At 47.7% G+C, this 18,234-nt stretch carries 16 protein-coding genes; 8 read left to right on the top strand and 8 right to left on the bottom strand.

Features of this window, described 5'->3' with window-relative positions; translation table 11 throughout:
- Nucleotides 1-24: 24 nt before the first annotated feature.
- Entirely contained in the window at nucleotides 25-330 is a 306-nt protein-coding gene (locus tag BLV62_RS06195) for a DUF493 domain-containing protein (RefSeq protein ID WP_089759761.1), read from the bottom strand.
- Between the two features lie 149 nt (nucleotides 331-479).
- On the bottom strand, nucleotides 480-875 hold the full coding sequence (locus tag BLV62_RS06190; protein WP_089759758.1) for a nuclear transport factor 2 family protein: 396 nt from the start codon (nucleotides 873-875) through the stop codon (nucleotides 480-482).
- A 142-nt stretch (nucleotides 876-1,017) separates the two neighbouring features.
- Between BLV62_RS06190 and BLV62_RS06185 the strand changes: the two genes are divergently transcribed.
- Nucleotides 1,018-2,010, top strand: coding sequence for an AraC family transcriptional regulator (locus tag BLV62_RS06185; protein ID WP_089759756.1), 993 nt, complete (start codon nucleotides 1,018-1,020; stop codon nucleotides 2,008-2,010).
- Here BLV62_RS06185 and BLV62_RS06180 read toward each other — a convergent pair.
- The 4 genes from BLV62_RS06180 to BLV62_RS06165 form a co-directional block, all read right to left on the bottom strand.
- The gene (locus tag BLV62_RS06180) at nucleotides 2,007-2,609 is read right to left on the bottom strand and encodes an SMI1/KNR4 family protein (protein WP_089759899.1); all 603 of its coding nucleotides are present in this window, start codon (nucleotides 2,607-2,609) and stop codon (nucleotides 2,007-2,009) included. The two genes, BLV62_RS06185 and BLV62_RS06180, sit on opposite strands and share 4 nt — an antisense overlap.
- 138 nt (nucleotides 2,610-2,747) lie before the next feature.
- Nucleotides 2,748-4,253 (bottom strand): alpha-L-fucosidase, encoded by a 1,506-nt coding sequence (locus tag BLV62_RS06175; RefSeq protein ID WP_089759755.1) that lies wholly within the window; start codon nucleotides 4,251-4,253, stop codon nucleotides 2,748-2,750.
- Between the two features lie 6 nt (nucleotides 4,254-4,259).
- The gene (locus BLV62_RS06170; RefSeq protein WP_089759753.1) at nucleotides 4,260-4,610 is read right to left on the bottom strand and encodes an L-rhamnose mutarotase; all 351 of its coding nucleotides are present in this window, start codon (nucleotides 4,608-4,610) and stop codon (nucleotides 4,260-4,262) included.
- 132 nt (nucleotides 4,611-4,742) lie between these two features.
- A complete protein-coding gene (locus BLV62_RS06165; protein WP_089759751.1) occupies nucleotides 4,743-5,630 on the bottom strand; it encodes a helix-turn-helix domain-containing protein in 888 nt (295 codons plus the stop codon).
- Between the two features lie 189 nt (nucleotides 5,631-5,819).
- Here BLV62_RS06165 and BLV62_RS06160 point away from each other — a divergent pair, with 189 nt between their 5' ends.
- A complete protein-coding gene (locus BLV62_RS06160; protein ID WP_089759749.1) occupies nucleotides 5,820-8,903 on the top strand; it encodes a SusC/RagA family TonB-linked outer membrane protein in 3,084 nt (1,027 codons plus the stop codon).
- A gap of 23 nt (nucleotides 8,904-8,926) precedes the next feature.
- Nucleotides 8,927-10,420, top strand: coding sequence for a RagB/SusD family nutrient uptake outer membrane protein (locus BLV62_RS06155; protein ID WP_089759748.1), 1,494 nt, complete (start codon nucleotides 8,927-8,929; stop codon nucleotides 10,418-10,420).
- A 92-nt stretch (nucleotides 10,421-10,512) separates the two neighbouring features.
- On the opposite strand, the gene BLV62_RS06150 is transcribed toward BLV62_RS06155, so the two are convergent.
- The gene (locus tag BLV62_RS06150; RefSeq protein ID WP_089759746.1) at nucleotides 10,513-10,878 is read right to left on the bottom strand and encodes a hypothetical protein; all 366 of its coding nucleotides are present in this window, start codon (nucleotides 10,876-10,878) and stop codon (nucleotides 10,513-10,515) included.
- Nucleotides 10,879-11,051: 173 nt separating this feature from the next.
- Between BLV62_RS06150 and BLV62_RS06145 the strand changes: the two genes are divergently transcribed.
- The 3 genes from BLV62_RS06145 to BLV62_RS06135 all read left to right on the top strand — a co-directional run bounded on the left by BLV62_RS06145 (nucleotide 11,052) and on the right by BLV62_RS06135 (nucleotide 14,640).
- Nucleotides 11,052-13,427: an ABC transporter permease gene (locus tag BLV62_RS06145; RefSeq protein ID WP_089759744.1), complete on the top strand. Its 2,376-nt coding sequence runs from the start codon at nucleotides 11,052-11,054 to the stop codon at nucleotides 13,425-13,427.
- 66 nt (nucleotides 13,428-13,493) lie between these two features.
- Entirely contained in the window at nucleotides 13,494-13,922 is a 429-nt protein-coding gene (locus BLV62_RS06140) for a rhodanese-like domain-containing protein (RefSeq protein WP_089759743.1), read from the top strand.
- Between the two features lie 49 nt (nucleotides 13,923-13,971).
- Nucleotides 13,972-14,640 carry an ArsR/SmtB family transcription factor gene (locus BLV62_RS06135; protein ID WP_089759741.1) on the top strand — a complete coding sequence of 223 codons (669 nt, stop codon included), beginning with the start codon at nucleotides 13,972-13,974 and terminating at the stop codon, nucleotides 14,638-14,640.
- A gap of 17 nt (nucleotides 14,641-14,657) precedes the next feature.
- Here the strand turns inward: BLV62_RS06135 and BLV62_RS06130 are convergent, their stop codons facing one another.
- Nucleotides 14,658-15,902: an MFS transporter gene (locus BLV62_RS06130; RefSeq protein ID WP_225889520.1), complete on the bottom strand. Its 1,245-nt coding sequence runs from the start codon at nucleotides 15,900-15,902 to the stop codon at nucleotides 14,658-14,660.
- A gap of 172 nt (nucleotides 15,903-16,074) precedes the next feature.
- Here BLV62_RS06130 and BLV62_RS06125 point away from each other — a divergent pair, with 172 nt between their 5' ends.
- The gene (locus BLV62_RS06125) at nucleotides 16,075-17,082 is read left to right on the top strand and encodes a helix-turn-helix domain-containing protein (RefSeq protein WP_139169958.1); all 1,008 of its coding nucleotides are present in this window, start codon (nucleotides 16,075-16,077) and stop codon (nucleotides 17,080-17,082) included.
- A 40-nt stretch (nucleotides 17,083-17,122) separates the two neighbouring features.
- The gene (locus BLV62_RS06120) at nucleotides 17,123-18,181 is read left to right on the top strand and encodes a hypothetical protein (protein ID WP_089759737.1); all 1,059 of its coding nucleotides are present in this window, start codon (nucleotides 17,123-17,125) and stop codon (nucleotides 18,179-18,181) included.
- Nucleotides 18,182-18,234 lie beyond the last annotated feature (53 nt).

Raw genomic sequence — 18,234 nt, 5'->3', positions numbered from 1 at the left:
GAACAATATTAAACGTACGGCTTTTTACAGCATGATCACCGAGTCGATCTTCGACACTTCTTTATAATAGTTGATCACTTCTTCTTCATCCTGCACCTGCACTTTTACGGTAAATGACCTGTATTTACCGGTAGATGAATTGGTAACCGTGATCTTCGCCGGAGTGCCAACGAATATCGATTCCAATTCAATGATCTTTTCTTCCTCTGCTTTAACGATGAATTTGAAAGTATATGTAGTAGGAAAAACTACCGATTGCTGCAATAATGCCCGAAAATTCTCATATGGATCTCCGCTCAAGTTGGCATCCCTGTTCTCTTCAATTGCCATTTTCTTTTTTTATTAATTACCAAACCTGCAAATTAACCATTTTTAGGCGCTTATTTCCAACATATCGTCAATAAAACGATGTTAAGGTCTAAAAGTTACATTCAAATAACAGATTAAAAAAAGGCCGGTCAGCTGACCGGCCCATGCACTCAATTACCCCAGAAATTGTCTTCCTGCCCCAGGTCTGTGGCAAATACCGTGACGGCAACTATCTGCCCGTTTTCGACAGTATAGACATCTATATTTTCAGTATCCAGCTCAGCGCCGGGCCTGGAAGCCTTCCAGGTCAGCGATACCGCCACGCTGCCGCCATTGAGGGCAAAAAGATCCGCCTTCTCCAGTTTCATTGTATTCTGCGACACTTCAAACATCCCTCCTACCATCTGGAATACTTCGGCTGCTGATTGTTTAGCTCCCGAAAAACGGTTCCGGCCCGGTTGATGCCACTTAACTTCAGGATGCAACAGGGCGCCTACTTTTTCCAGGTTCAATGCTTTTACTGCATCAATAAATTCGGTTACTACGGCCAGTGATTGCTTTTCCATAATGTATCTTTTTTTGTTTTGTTAATTTGATACAGCAAAACTAGCATCGGGGGCAGCCCGGCTGCTTATCTTTTCACGACAATCACATACCATATCACGACACCAGTTTATTTAACCCGGTTATAGGTTTTATATTTACGGCATGAAAGAACTGGTAAACAATATCATCGCCTACGCAGTACAGCGGGATGTTAACGCAGCGCAACTCTGTAAACTGTCAGGCATTCCTTCTACCTACCTTAAAAACCCAAACAGTGCACCTCTTACCCATCAACAACTCCATCACCTGTGGAAGAACGCTGCACACCTGGCAAATGACCCGTTGTTCAGCCTGCATATGGGCGAATCTCTTCGCGCCAGCGCCCTGGGAATAGTGGGCCATATCATTCAAAGCAGTGCAACGGTAGGCGAAGCGCTTACCCATGCGGCAGCATTGGTGCACCTGTTCACCGACCAGGCCAGCATGAGCCTCAGGCAGGATAAAAACAGCACTCATATAACCCTGCTGCCAGCAACCAAACAGCAGTCGTCAAATGACCTCGGCAGCCTGATGGAACTATTGCTGGTAATAACCATCCATGAACTGGATGGGCTGATGTTGAAGAAAATTGTTCCCCAATCCGTTTTCCTGCCCTATAAGGTTAGCGACCCTGAAGAATATGAGCGGGTATTGCGTTGCAGGCCGGTAAAAAGCAGCGGGAAATACGGGTTAACTATCCCGGGGCCGCTCTGGGATGAACCTATCCTTACGGCTAATTATGAGTTGCAGGAATTATTCCTCAAGAAAATAAAGCGGCTTGCCAAACCGGCAGCCAGAACCTCTACCCTGCAAACAAGGATCTATAATTACCTGCTGGCAAACGCATACCTGGGCGTATCCTCACTGGACGATATCGCCGCCAATTTCAATGTCAGTCCACGCAGCCTTCAGCGCCAGTTAAAAAAGGAAGGTTTTACTTTTCAGCAGATTGCTGATGAAGTAAAACGCTCCCTTGCTGAACAATATATTTCTTCAGGTAATTTTGAACTGAAAGATATTTCCTGGATGTTAGGCTACAATGAACCCAGCGCCTTCAGCAGGGCCTTCAAACGTTGGACAGGAAAGGCGCCAGGCCATTACCAGGAAGCCGGTTAATAAAAATCATCTTCGTCTTCTTCCAAAATAAAATCATAGTCTTTATCTACCAGGTCCTGCAGGTATTGATCAAACGACGGCGCGATCACCTTGTAACTATCGGGATCATGCAGGAAGCGGACTATCTGCCCCGGCGTTCCGCCGGGCGCGGGATTAAAATCGATGTATAAGCTGGAAGTGCCGCCATTGTTCATACAGTCGGAGAAATGGAGCCAGGATTGCACAGGCACATCAGGGTCTATCCCTTCTCCTACCAGTTCAGATATTTCATCGAAATAAGTATCATAACGTTCACGGATACTTTCGTTGTACATCTTTTCTTTTAGTATCTGGTCTACTGACTTCAGGTAGTACGGGTATTCTCCCACATCCGACCCCAACATCAATACAGCAATTTTCCTGTCTCCATATTGCTGGTGATAAGTACCGTTGATCTGTTTCAGCAGGTAAACAAGAGAATCCGGAGTTTGCGGGTAACGTTCTTTAAGCCGGGCGATCTCTTCGTCTGTGGCGCCAACAGCGTAAGAAAGATCTTCGTTATCTTCTTCCGGCAGGCGTTCTTTCAGGCCTTTCAAAAATTGGTCTACAATGGTGCTCATAATTCTGATAAAAATATGCTGCCCGAATGTAGGGTTTTCTACCGGATCGCCAAGCTGCCGAAATAAAAATTGGCAGAAAAACAAAGAGCGCCTCCTGTTTTATGACAACAAGAGGCGCTTTTTTCGATGTATTATGCTTTACTTCATCTCCACCCTGAACCCGGTGATGCCCGAAGCCGGTACATTATCCGGCAGCGTGATCACCAGCGCGTCGGCCTCTTGCTGCCAACGTACAGGTTTCTTTACTCCCAGCATGTAAACAGCTTTTACGGATTTGTCCGTATATGCGTTCCCTTTAGCCAGTGAATTGATGCGCACTGTTTTCTCAGGCGTTTTCATGCAATAGGCATAGATAGAATTTCCTTTGGTAGTGAATCGCACATCGGAGGTTTGGTATTGCTGTACATCGCTGATACCGCCGAAGTGGCCTTTCGCCTGGTTACCTTTAATAGTAGATGGCCCTTCGCCATAGATCTTCCAGGGCCGTGAGCCATATATACCTTCGCTGTTGGCCTGCATCCAGGCGCCCAGGCCGTCCAGTATGCTGATCACATCCGGCTCCAGGTCGCCTTCCGGTGTTTGTACAACGTTCAGCAGCAGGTTCCCGTTCTTGCTCACGATGTCGAGCAGCAGGCGGATTATTTCTTCAGCGGTTTTATAAGATTGGCCGGTCTGGTAATACCAGTCGCCTATTGAAGTATCCGTTTGCCATGGGAAAGGGCAGATAGAATCCAGCAGTCCGCGTTCCACATCCTGCACCCATCTGCCGCCGGATGGCTGTTTAGGCGTGTATACGGCAGTCATCCTGCCATTGTTCCTGGATACGTTATCATTATAAAAATGCGCAACCATTTCCAGACCTGTTTCTCCGAATGGCACCTGGCTGTCTGAATACAAAAGATCGGGATGATAATTATCGATCAGTTCCTCTATGCATTTAAGCCAGTGCGCATGCCATTTTGGATTATTGGTAAGCCAGTTGTTTATATCAGCCGAATCGGCTTTTTCGTGGTAGAGATCCTGGTAGGCAGGATCTGCGCCATCGTATGGTACGCCGGCCAGCGGTCCTGTTGCATCGGCCCCGTGGCTGGGTTGAAACCAGTTGAAGCTGGCAGCCAGGTGTTCAGATACGCCAAAACGCAATCCCTCTTTTTTGGCTGCCTGTTGCCAGAGTTTCACCACATCTTTATGCGGACCCATGTTCACCGCATTCCATTTGTTGATGGAAGAATGCCAGAGAAAGAAGTTATCGTGGTGCGTACCCATAGACACAAAATAACGCGCCCCTGCTTTTTTGTAGAGCTTCATCAGTTCTTCAGGGCGCCATTTTTCGGCCTTCCACAAAGGAATAATGTCTTTATATCCAAACTTCGACGGAGGTCCGTATTTCTTTACATGTGCGACGTTCTGACGGCTACCCTGGATGTACATGTTCTTAGCATACCAGTCGCCTTCCCGTGGAACGGCCTGGGGGCCCCAGTGGGACCAGATACCAAATTTTGCATCGCGGAACCAGTCGGGATAGCTGTATTGTTCCAGGGATTTTTCGCTTGCCTTATAAGGGCCGGTAACGTGGGATTTGTCCTGACCGTTGGCCGATGCCATTACGCAAACACCAAAGAGTAGGATAATTGTATTTTTCATATTAAACTATTTATCAGGTTCGTTGAGTTTGAATATTTGATCCATCATGACCCATTTTTCGTCCTGTTGCGCCCATGGTAATGGCAGCTGGTATTTCCACATGAGTTGTTCCCATTCCCGGACTTTGGGATTGGCGGCATCGAGACGTGATTTTTCTTCAAAAGAGAAATCATCGGTCGTTTCCATGATCATGAAAAGGCGGTTGCCGGTACGGTAAATTTCCATATTTAAAATGCCGGCATCCATAATGCTTTTGGTTATTTCAGGCCAGCCATTTCCTTTACGGTGCCATTCATCATATTCACGGATAAGAACCGGGTCGTCTACCAGGTCGAGTGCGAGTGCGAATCGTTTCATAGTTTATTTAAGTGGAATTAATGCTGCTACCTGACTATTCAAAAGGTTGACATGGCAGCAAATTTATATTTGCCGTCGTGCACGGGGGTATACCGAAAAAGACTTTGTTTTATCTAAATCCGACTTCTGCCATTATTCGCCGTCGTGCATCTGCTGGTACTGGCGGCGATACTCGCCGGGGGTTAGCCTGGTGATCTTCTTGAATACGCGGGAGAAGTGCGGCAGGCTATCAAATCCGATCTCGGAGGCGATCTCGGAATATGCCATGCGGGTAGTGATAATAAGGAACTGCGCTCTTTCAATCCGTTTGGTATGAATATATGCCAGCGGTCTTTCGCCGGTATAGCGCAGGAATTGCCGGGAGAAATAATCGGGATGCTGGCTTGCGCGGCTTGCCAGCTGCGCTACTGTAATAGGTTGATGCAGGTTGATCTGGATATAGCTCATAGCGCTGAGAACTTTCTGGGGGATCTCCTCGCTGCCGGCCTGGTCGAAATTTTCGGAATCCACGAACCGCGACAAAAGTTGCAAAATGATGCCCTGCGTTTCCAGGTAAGCTCCCATGCTCTGCCTGTTATTCAGCGCCTGGTACTCGCGGTAATAATCACTTTTCTCATAAACTTTGGGATTATCGCTCCTGTTAATACCCCGGCCCGGGTTAATGGCCAGCATACGCTGGAAATGTACGATGTCCAGTTCCGTAGCCGGCAATTTCATCAGCGACCGGTTATGATGGAACAGGGAAATACCATCCGGCGAATCTTCGAAAAACTGGATAAAATACTGGCTGAGATATTCCTTGCAATAGAGGTTGCAGAGCGTAAAACTGGGAATGAGATAAATATAGCCGGGTTCCAGGCAAATTTGTTGCGAGGCGTTAGATAGCAGTCCTTCGCCTTCGTTGATATAGTAAAGGCGATAGTACGGACTGATAACGTTCTTATAGTTCCATCTATGGTTTAATTGCACATGATCAACATGCAGTAAAGAAAAAGAATGTTTCAGAAGTCTCCTGCTCATATATAATAAAGGCCCCGGGCTAAGATAAACAATTGGTCGGAATTGTATAAAACAAAGTCTTATTCATAGTGCTGGCAGTTATCTGCCTGATTTTATATTTGTTAGCAACGGGACAAAGATCTTTCCTCTGTGAACTTCGGATGTAAAAAGTGAACCAATAAAAGCCTATCCACGTCTAAACCAAAATATATGTTATTGAAACCAAAAATCTATCCCCCCAAATTGGGACCGGGGTCATTCCACCGACTGTGTGTACTTTCTGTTTTTCTTTCTCTCTTATTTTTTAGTCCGGCAAAAGCGTTCCAGGGTCAGGCGCCTCCTGCCAGGAAAATCCAGGGAAAAGTTGTTTCACCAACGGGCGAAGCGTTGCCCAATGTTACCGTCAATGTTGACAAACCGGTATTTGTGGCCACTACGGATGCAAAGGGAGAATTTACCATCAATGTGACGGAAGGCGCTTTCGTTACGTTCAGCTCCGTTGGGTTTGCGCCACAGACGATTAAAATATCGGGGCAGCAATTCATAAATATCGTATTGCAAACGCAGACGGCAGACCTGAACCAGGTTGTGGTAGTCGGGTACAATACGCAGAGCAAGCGAAAACTGACCAGTGCAGTAGTTACCGTATCCGGCGAAGACCTGAACAAACGGGTTGCAACGAATCCCTCCACGCTGTTGCAGGGGCAACTCCCCGGTTTGCAGGTAGTGCAGAACTCGGGGGAACCGGGCAATGAATCTGTGCAATTGCGCATCAGGGGTATCGGCACTTTCAGCGGCGCAGGCAATGAACCGCTGGTGATCGTAGATGGATTGCCGGGCAGCCTGGGTATCCTCAACCCGAATGATATTGAATCCATTTCCGTGCTTAAAGACGCCGCTTCCGCCGCGATCTACGGATCAAGGGGCGCCAATGGCGTAATAGTCGTAAAAACAAAGAAAGGAAAAGGCGGCGGATTCAATCTCAGTTACAATTATAACATCGGATTTCAATCTGCTACCGCGTTGCCCGACCTGGTTACCAATTCAGCCCAGTTCATGGAATTATCCAACGAAGCAAGATTGAACTCCGGCCTGCAACCTTTGTACACCCAATCGCAAATTGATCTGTACAAAAATGCAACCGATCGCATAAAATACCCGAACCATAACTGGCTGAATGATGTATTCAGAACCAGTACTGTACAAAACCATTATCTAAATATCAATGGCGGGCGTGAAGGCACTACCTACAGCCTGGGAGTAGGACTCTCCAACCAGAACGGGGTGATGATAGGCTTCGAGGAAAAGAAATATACGCTCAATTTCGGATTATCATCCAGGGTGCATAAACGCGTTACCCTGGGTACCAATATCCAGATGCGGTACAGCGACCGTAAAGCGCCTGAAAATGGCAGTACGGATATGTTCCTTTCCACGCTGGCTCAATCGCCTCTCTACCCGCCACGGAGCGCTGACGGCCGCTGGATCAAACGGGCCTACCCCAACGAACTGGGAAACAAAAATACCGTGGCTATCGTAGGCGAGGATGTGAGGATCAGGTATAAGGACTATTACGCACAAGGCAATTTATCGCTGGATGTAGATATAGTTGACGGGCTGAAATGGGAAAACAGGGCGGGCATTAACTATGACGCTTACCAGTTCAACGATTTCAGGCCGCTGGTACAAACCTACTTCTACTCAGATATGAGTTCGGCCGGCGCGCTGGATGTAGGAACGCCAGGACTGAATGTTGGCAGGTCCGATAGTTTATACACTGTATACTACAGCCAGCTCACCTATAAAAAACAATTGGGCGATCATAACATTTCCGCGCTGGCAGGCTACCAGCAGGAACATAACGGAAGCGGCAGGCTCAATGCTTCGCGCACCCAATTCCCTACCAACCTCCTGAGAGAACTGGATGCCGGACCGGCGAACGGGCAAACAAACAACGGCACCTCCGCCGAATGGGCTATCCGCTCTTACTATGGAACGGCGAACTACGACTATATGGATAAATACCTGCTGGGCGCCAGCGTCAGGTACGACGGCACTTCCCGCCTGCCGGGCAATACCCGTTGGGGACTGTTCTATTCATTTTCCGGCGGTTGGCGTATTTCAAAGGAATCGTTCCTGGAACATGCATCCTGGCTGAACGACCTGAAACTGCGCGGTTCCTGGGGGCAGTTAGGCAACCAGAATATCGGAACATATCCTTACCAGTCAACCCTCGAGAACAGGAGCTATGCATTTGGCAGCTCGCCGGCGCCGGGGTTTGCGGCTACTACGCTCACCGATCCTTCCCTGCAATGGGAAACTACCCGCGTTTTCGACCTGGGCTTCGATTTCAGCATACTGGACAACAGGTTAACGCTGAACGGCGACTGGTTCAATAAATATACATTCGACATCCTGCGCACCTCGCAGGTTCCGTTATGGTTGGGCCTTAACGCCCCAACGATCAACGACGGCGCCTTAAGGAACAAAGGGTTTGAATTGAGTGCGCTGTACCGGGATGTTATCGGCACCGACTTTTCCTGGAGCATTGGAGCTAACATACAGCACTATACGAATAAGCTGGAAAAGTATGGAAAAACGGAGATCATAGGCAACTCAATCAGGCAGGAAGGTAAACCATTGGATGAGTTCTACCTTTATACCTGGGACGGCATATTCCAGAACCAGCAGGAAATAGATCAATCGCCGGTTCAACCGGTTACTCCAACGCCCGGCGACCTGAAATTCAAGGATCTCAATGGCGACAAAAAGATAGATGATAAAGACAGAACCTATGTAAGCGGACGTTACCCGGCTTACCAGTATGCCATTAACCTCAGTGCAGGATATAAAGGGTTTGATTTCAGCGCCCAGTTATTCGGCTCCCAGGGTCAGAAGATCTATGTGAACGGTTGGGGAATAGAACCTTTCAGGCAGGGTTCAGTGCCCACTACCGATTGGCTGCAGCGCTGGACGCCTGAGCATCCTTCCAACACCATGCCCAAGATCTATGTTGCCGACAGCTACCCGGCCGTACAGAACTACGCTTCTACTTACTTCCTGAAAGACGCTTCGTTCCTGCGGTTGAAGAACATACAGCTGGGTTATACATTCCCTGCCAGCCTGGCAAAGCAGGTAGGTATGAAGATGGCAAGGATTTATTTCACCGCCGACAATGTATTTACAGCCAGCAAATTTCCGGGCCTGGACCCTGAAAGGACTTCCGCCAGCGGCACCTATCTCAGCTATCCGCAAAACAGGACATTCACCTTCGGCGCTTCTGTGCAGTTCTAATCATCTTTCTCAATGCTACCAATATGAAAAAACTGACGCTTAATATACTTGTTGCACTGCCGCTTGTCTTAAGTACAATATCATGCAGTAAAACATTCCTTGATAAAACACCGCCTTCGGCGCTCTCCTCCTCTGTATTCTGGAAAAGTGAATCGGATGCCGACCTGGCGCTTACAGGACTTTACAGTTCCCTTTATGCCAGCGTAGGATATGCCACTTCTCAATACACAGTTATGGCCTGGGACAACTTCAGTGATGACTCGTACGGGCAATATAACTACGGCGGCGGTACTACCGCGCTTACTGCAGGCATAACGCCGCAATCAGGAGATTTTGTTTACTCTTATTATGTGAATTGCTACCAGGCTATAGCCTCCGCCAACTCCTTTCTTGCCAATGTGGGTAAAGTACTGCAGGGGCAGAAACTGGATCAGTACAAGGCGGAAGCATACTTTATCAGGGGATTCAATTACCTCTGGCTGGCGCAGTTGTATGGCAATGTTCCTATTGTAACGGAAGACCCGTTCACGCTTGACTTCAAATCTACCCGCGCCAAATCGCCCCAGTCGGAAGTCCTGAAACTGGTAGAATCGGATCTTGACGCCGCAATTGCCAACCTTCCCGACAAAGCGTACAATGATGGTCACGCAGTGAAGGCAACGGCAATGGGATATAAACTGCGCGCTTTAATGTTGCAGCAGAAATGGACCGACGCCGCGGCGCTGGCCAAACAGATCATTGACGGCGGAAAATTCTCGCTGTATAACAATTACCCCGGCAACTTTTACAAACCGGATCAAAACAGCAGTCCTGAGATCATGTTCTCCGTACGTTACCAGTTGCCTAATATTCAACACCAGGATGTGGCATTGGCAGTTCACCTGCAACGCTGGAAAGGAGAACTGGGCACCCAGGACCTGATCAATGAATACGAACCGGGAGACCCGAGAAAAACGATGACCTTCTTTTTTGCGGGCGATACAAAAGCCCAGGGCTGGCCTTTTACAGGCGATCTTTCCGTGGCTACCCCGGGCAAAGACAGTTGGATAACCGGCTATTATGCAGTAAAAAAATGGTTGACGCCGGGCCTGGAAAATCCCGACTATGGCGCGTTGGATGATAACGATTTCGTACTGCTCCGCTATGCAGATGTTAAACTGATGTATGCAGAAGCCCAAAATGAAGCGGCAGGGCCGGATGCATCCGTTTACCAGCAGGTGAATGATGTACGCAGCCGGCCAGGCGTTAATATGCCGCCTTTACCGTTAGGCCTGTCGAAAGACCAGATGAGAGAAAAGATACGGCACGAAAGGCGGGTTGAATTTGCAATGGAAGGCTTAAGATACCACGACCTGCGCCGTTGGGGAATAGCCAGGGAGAAGCTGAATGGTTTTGTACCGAACCCGCTGTTCCCGGCCATTAAAACACAGTATGCAGATAAGTATAAATTCTGGCCTATACCACAAACTGAGATTGATCGCAACCAGCCGGCGCTCGAGCAGAATCCCGGGTATTAGGGATTCCATTAATTGGTGTAACCCGGCAAACGTAAAAAGGGGCTCAAAAATTACTGAGCCCCTTTACGTTTATTCGTTCACGATAATTTGAATCAGCCTTCTATCTCCTCCCATCCCCCGTTCTGGGGATCGTATTTTTCAAATTCACCTGAGTCTGTCAGCTCGGAAGCCGTCATACCGGCTTCAAACATGCTGCCCTGGTCCCATCCGGCAGTGAAGTACAATCCCCTGCGGGTTAAGAGAGCTTTTATATTGTACTCGTCATGCGATAACTGTACCTCACCGGGTTTATCCGATTCAAGCACATAATCATATTCCAGCAATCTTTCTTTCAGGGATTGGAATTGCTCATCTGTAAAGGGTACAAGATTTTCTTCATTATCGAAAAACTGGTCATTACCGGATGCCTTTTGCCGTTGTTTGGTTTCCGTTCTGTATAGTTGAATATCAAAACTCATAGCTGTTATATTTTAAATAGAAGACCAAGATAAGGAAATTGCTGTTTTGAAAATCAGCGTTGGAGGATAGCCGAAAGATGCAATCAAGATAACAATAAGACAAAACCGGCGCCACACTTGCAAAAGTTTCGTAAATTCAGATCCCAACGCTATTCACACACAATTCTCACACAATGATCAAACACGCGCTACTCCTTATTTACCGGGGTTTAAAGAAGTCGAAGACCGTTTTCCTTATTAACCTGGTTGGCCTGTCAACCGGCTTAGCCGCCGCACTGCTTATCCTGTTATGGATAAATGATGAAAGAAGTGTAGACCGCTTCCACGAACACGATGCTAACCTTTACCAGGTAATGGTGAACAGGGTGCAGGAAAACCATGTCAATACCGAAGAAGGGGCCAGCGGAGTGCTTGGAGAAACATTAAAGAGAGAGTTCCCTGAAGTAGAGGCGGCTGCTACCATTTCCCCCGAGTCCTGGTTCCAGAAATTCAATATATCATACAAGGAAAATACGATCGGGGCGAAAGGGAATTTTGCCAGCCGGGATTTTTTCTCCGTCTTTTCATTCAGGTTGTTATCAGGAAACAAAGACCAGGTGCTGCGCGATAAAACAGGTATCGTATTATCTGAAACGCTTGCCCGCAAATTGTTTAAAACCCCTGAAAACGCGATAGGCAAGACCATCGAATGGAAATGGGCTTCGCTTTCCAAAGCCTCTTTGGTAACAGGCGTTTACGAGGATATGCCGCATAATTCCACCCAACAATATGACTTTGTACTGCCGCTGGATGCCTGGAAAGAGATCATGCCTGCAACGAACGACCTGGCGGGCGGTCCGTTCAAGAATTTCGTGGTGCTGAAACCAGGCGCCGATGCAGCCAGCTTCAATAATAAAATAGCCAATTTTATCAGCAGCCGGTTTAAGGCAATAAACAATACTTTGTTCCTGCGGAAATATTCAGACGCTTATCTCTATGGCAGGTTCGAGAATGGAAAACAGGCCGGCGGCAGGATCGAATATGTAAAATTATTCATCATAATTGCTGTTTTTATTTTGCTCATCGCCTGCATCAATTTCATGAACCTTTCGACCGCCCGGGCATCTAAAAGGATGAAAGAAGTTGGCGTAAAAAAAGCGCTGGGAATAAAGCCATCAGCACTTGTTATGCAGTTCTTATCTGAGTCGCTGGTCCTGAGCTTTCTTTCGCTGTTAATCGCAGTATCGCTCATCTTCCTTTTATTGCCGCAATTCAACAACCTTACAGGAAAACACCTTACATTAAGTCTTTCGCCAACGCTGATGCTGTCTTTTATTGGCATTGCGCTGGTAACAGGGCTCATAGCCGGCAGTTACCCGGCATTCTATCTTTCACGGTTCAAACCGGTTATTACACTAAAAGGGAAGTTCACGGATTCGGCCAGCGAACTGTTTATCAGGAGAGGATCAGTGGTTTTCCAGTTTGTGATATCAGTCATATTCGTGAGTTCCCTGCTGGTTGTTTACAACCAGGTAAAATATGTACAAAGCAAAAACCTGGGATACAACAAAGACAATATCCTGTATTTTGAATTTGATGGAAAAACGGCGGAGAAGAAAGAAACATTCCTTGAAGCGGTGAAGCGGGTACCTGGAGTGATAAACGCATCCAGTATCCAGCAAAGCGTGATATTGCCCGGCGATATACCTAATTCGTTTATCCAGTTGGATGGCAATACCAATCAACGGTTGGGCGTTACAGAACTTCCTGTCAACTATGGGTTGATCGAAACGCTGGATATTAAGATAGCGGATGGAAGATCTTTTTCCCGCAGCTTTGCAAGCGATTCCGGAGGAGTGATACTGAACGAGGCGGCTGTAAAGGCTATGAACCTTTCAGGCAGCGTAGTTGGCAAAACGATCAATGTGAACGGCGCCAATACCCACGTTGTGGGGGTAACAAGGAATTTCCACTTTAATTCCATGCACAGCGAGATCAAACCTTTTGTGTTCCGGTTATCGCCAGATGAAACCATGCTGGCCATGATACGGCTGGATGCCGGCAGAACGGCCGCTACGATCAAAAGTATTGAAGAAACCTACAAGGCATTCAACCCCGGGTATTATTTCGATTATAAATTCCTGGACAGCGATTACCAGCAGCAGTATCAATCGGAAATGCTGGTAGCCGGCCTTTCCAGGTATTTTGCGGCGCTGGCTATCCTTATCTCCTGCCTGGGTCTTTTCGGACTGGCGGCATTTACAGTGGAAAGAAGGGCAAAAGAGATAGGTATGCGGAAAATTATGGGCGCCCAGGCATCCAATATCGTATACCTGTTATCTGCAGATTTCACAAAAATTGTATTGATCGCCATTGCCATTGCAATTCCGGTGAGCTACCTGGTTACCCGGCACTGGCTCAATGGATTTGCATACCGGATCAGTTTATCGCCTCTTTATTTCATCGGCGCCGCCTTAACCGCCCTGTGTATCGCCTGGTTAACCATTGGCCTGCAAACGATCAGGGCGTCCAGGATCAACCCGTTGGTCTTCTTAAAAGACAATAATTAATACCTGTCGTTTAATAGGAATTCAATAACTTTATTGAATAGTTAAAAGACCTATAATATTTTGCTGATGAAAAAAGTGTATTTCCTTTTTGTGATCGCTACCCTTTTGTTTAAAGTGGCAGCGGCACAACAGCCGCCGATCGAAGAAAAGTATTTGATGGACCCGGCAGAACTGGCGACCAGGATAGAAACCAATTCCAACCAGAGCCTCATTCTTTGTTTAGGCCCCCAGGACCTGATCAAAGGATCTGTAGATATCGGTGAAGGCCGGGAAGCAGAGACTATCAGGAAACTCAAAACGTACCTGGAAAAGCAGGATAAGAACCGTGCTATCGTGATCTACTGCGGCTGCTGCCCTTTGACGAAATGCCCGAACACCAGGCCGGCATTGGCCCAGGCGCTGAAAATGGGATTCACAAAAGTGAGCATACTGAACCTGGCTACCAACTTAAAGGTTGACTGGCTGGATAAAAACTACCCTGCAAAAGAAGAATAGTTTTACCGGCAGGCCTGGTATTTTCCTGGCTTGCCATCATTTGCCAAAGATGAAGAAACGCGATTTTAAGGATAAAGTATATAGTGAGCTGGCAAAAGTAACGAAAGCCCTGGGCAACCCTCATCGTATGGAGATCATCGACCTGTTGGCCCAGGGACCTTTTTCAGTAGAACAGATAGCCGGCAATACCGGCCTTTCTGTGGCTAACGCGTCCCAGCACCTGCAGGTGCTGAAGAATGCCAGGCTGGTTGCTGTCAGCCGCCAGGGCAACTTCATTAATTACTCCCTCGCTGGCAGCAAGGTATACGAAGCCTGGGCGCAGTTGCGTGAACTGGGCCTGGTATACAATACCGCTGTTAAAAAAATAGTGAATGATTTCAGATCAGCATATCACGACCTGGAAGCCGTGGCAGCAGATGAACTTTTAGAATTGCTGGAGAAGAACAAAGTGATCCTGCTGGATGTCAGGCCTGCGGAAGAATACAACCGGGGACATATTCATAAAGCGATCTCTATACCCATTGAACAGTTGAATGAGCAGCTGAAACAACTGCCTAAAGGAAAAACTATTGTCGCCTATTGCAGGGGGCCGTTTTGCGTATATGCCGACGAAGCCGTTAAGCTGTTGTATAAGAAAGGGTTTAAAGCCAAAAGAATGCAGGAAGGGTATCCAGACTGGCTGGCAAAGGGTTACCCGGTGAGCATTTCGATACATTAACGACAGTTCCCGGATCCTTACATTTTCATCCCCGCTTCCTTCATTTGCACCCAAACAATAATCCCCGAGACCAATGTGGCTAATCCAGCCAGGTGTACAGCCCATACCAGGCCCAGGTAAGCCGCCACAATACCTGCCATCAGCGCTCCGGCTGCGTAACCAATATCTCTCCAGAACCTGTAAACACCCAGCGAAGAAGCTCTCCATGAAGGATGCGCGGTATCGCTTACGGCAGCAAGCAATGCAGGATAAACCATCGCGGTACCCAGGCCTAATAATACTGATCCCAACAACCCTGCTGTCAACGGTTCAAATAGCTCCAATCCTATCACCAGGTGCCCGGCTGCCTGAACAAACATGCCGTAAACAATGAGCGGTTTGCGGCCGAAACGGTCGGCCAGCGGTCCGGTTACGATCTGCCCCAGGCCCCATACTACGGGGTACACCGCCTTGATCCAGCCAATACCTTCCAATCCTACACCTGCGGAAGTGAACAGCAAAGGGAATACGCCCCACGACATCCCGTCGTTCAGGTTATTGATCAACCCTGCCTGGGATACGGCAAAGAGGTTCTTATTCCTGAAAGTTGTTTCCCTGAACACCCAGCCTAAGGCTGGTTTATGAAACGTTTCGGCGCCTGGAACCGGTTGTACGCCCGCCGCTTCCAGTTGCGCAAATTTCCGCGTATCATGTATCACCAGTAAAGAAAGCAGCAAACCGGCAATGGCATAGAAGATACCGATATAGAAAGGCGCGGGCCTCAATCCATAATGAACCGCCAGGTAGCCTGTAAGGAGCGCGGTAAGCCCCATGGCTCCGTATCCTGCCGCTTCGTTCAACCCCATAGCAAGACCGCGTTTGCGGGGGCCTGCCAGGTCTATTTTCATATTTACGGTCATAGACCAGGCCAGTCCCTGGCTGACGCCCAGCAGCACATTAGCCAACAGTATCCAGTTCCAGCCGGGGCCCCATGCCAGCAGGAAAGGCACCGGCAGCCCGAACAACCATCCCAGGATCAGCACACGCTTACGGGTATATTTATCTGCCAATACACCGGAAATAAGATTGGTTAAAGCTTTCACCACGCCAAAGGCTATAATGAAAGAAAAGACAACGATGTCGGATGCGATTTTAAACTCTTCAGTTCCCACCAATGGCACTATGGTCCTTTCCAGGCCCACCATGCCCCCTACCAGCATATTTACCAGTACCAGCAGGGCAAACTGCTTCCAGTTTTCTTTCAGTCCTAATTTTACTTCCAATGTATACCTGTGTTGATGGTTGTTGCAGGCAAATATAAGACAGGAAAATCTATTCAATAAAATTATTGAATAGATAGAAAGACAAAATAAAGGGATAAAATTATCAAGTAAAAAAGTAAGAGAGAAAGGATATGGATTTCCACCCTTATTGCATCTTCTTCTAAAATTTGCTTTGCTATTAGCTTATCTTACATGCGGAAGCCTTTTCTTACTCTCCTTTATCCTGGTGAGCAATGCGATCAATATCCATAGCCTTGCTAACCGCTGGATGGGCATCTTCTTCCTGTTCGCAGGCTTCGCTATGCTTTCGTTCGTGGCGGAAAGATCCCCGCTGCGCGATCAATACCCGTTATTGATCCCCCTGCTGGAAACTACGCGGTTTGCCATGGCGCCGGCTTTATACTTTTCTATTCTGCATTTCACCCAACCAACAACCGTCGTTAACCGGAAACATTTCCTGCATTTTATCCCCGCGTTGATCTTTATCGTGCTGTTGGCGGGATTAAGCAGGTATCTGCCAAGACAGGCCGGGCTACTGGTGATGATAGGCATAAAACTGCAGCTGGCGCTGTATTGGATCGCAGGTTTCCGAATAGTACTTGCCAGTCAATACAGATCCACCTGGTTAAAACAGCTGATGATAACAGTGGGGGTAATGATCGCAGTTTATTTGTCCAGTCCCTGGATCGGGCCAATAACCAATTACGGCATTAACAGCGTCCTGTATCTGCTGGGCGCCGGTATGGCCACTTTTCTCCTGGTCCGGCAACGAAACATACAACAAATACCTGTCACCGTTCCAAGGTTAAACGATAAACAGCTAACCAGTTATAAAGCAAAACTTGAGGCGCTGATGAAAGAGCAGGCACCTTATACAGACCCTGATCTAACCCTCCCGGGACTGGCTGAACACCTGGAGATAAGCGTTCATGAACTTTCTTATTTATTGAACGCCGGCCTGGAAAAAAACTTCTATCAATACATCAATCAATACCGGGTAGCCAAAGCAAAGGAACTGCTGTCGTCTGTCACCCATCAACATTTAAGCATACTGGCAATTGGATTTGAAGCTGGCTTCAACTCCAAAACGGCATTTAATACTTCCTTCAAAAAATTAACAGGCCAGACGCCGGGAGAATTTCGCAAAGTAGTGGTGCGACTGGATACAAACGGGCATTGAAACGATGACTCCTGGCTAGTATTGCTGTAAAAGCAATATTATGAAAAAACTGAAGTTTGGTCCTATTGTTATGGCATCCGCCATCGCCGGCCTGATGGCAACGCTTATAGTTTACAGGATGCTCGCCAGGTATGCGGGCAGCTATTTGCCTCCTTATGTAACATGGGGAATATCATTTTTGATGTTGCCCGGAAGTCTTGTTGCCGGTTGTATCGGATATTTCAGATCGCCCGATCGTACCCGTGCCTTCTTTAATGCCATGATCCTTTACCTGCTGGCATTTGACCTCTACTCTTTCGGCTGGCAGAAGATCTGCAAATTGCAAATGGCAGTCGTTCTGGGGATGCTCGACATGCCGTTTAACAGCCTGGATGGTGAAACCCTTACCTGGGCGTATTTCAGGCGTTCCTACCCCTTTACTGTAGCCATAGCCATTGCCCAGATCTCCGGCTCCATATTGCTGTTGTTCCGGCGAACACGGTTATTGGGACTAATAGTGATCTTTCCTATAATGGTAAACATTATCCTCATCGATATTTTCTATCGCCTGCATACATGGGTATTAATACACGCACTGGTATTGACGTCCGGCCTTTTATTCCTCCTCGTACAATACCTACCTGGTTTGATCAGCTTCTTCTTCCGCAGCCCCGATACGCTGCCGCTGAACGCCGGCAAGCGTTTGCAGTGGTTATTAGGCGCATTGGTTGTGACAATACCGTTGCTGTTGCTGGCTACATACCGGTACCCCGACCTGCACCCCGAACTTACCGGCAAGTACAAGGTAGAACAACTAAGGATAAACGGGGAACCCATGCAGGTAAAACGGCAAACAGACAGCCTGCTCACCACTGTATACATGGACTGGCAGGATGACTTTGTACTTGAGTTCAATCATTACAACAACAGGTATATCGGCACTTACTATTTCGACGAAAAGAGCGGGCATATACAGGTACAGTGGCGATACCCGGCGGGTTTTAAAACGCAATTCGAAGGAACGCTGGAACGGGCCGGCAATAAAAATTTCCGCTTCACGGGCGTACTGGGTACAGACAGTCTGCAAATGCAATTGCTATTTGTACCTGAACCAAAATAACGATTAAACCCGGGTATTCACCGTACCCGGGATACAACAAAAAAATAGGCCAG

It is taken from the genome of Chitinophaga terrae (ex Kim and Jung 2007) (assembly GCF_900107795.1).
Taxonomy (GTDB): Bacteria; Bacteroidota; Bacteroidia; order Chitinophagales; family Chitinophagaceae; genus Chitinophaga; species Chitinophaga terrae.
This window is presented reverse-complemented; position numbering and strand designations above follow the sequence as displayed.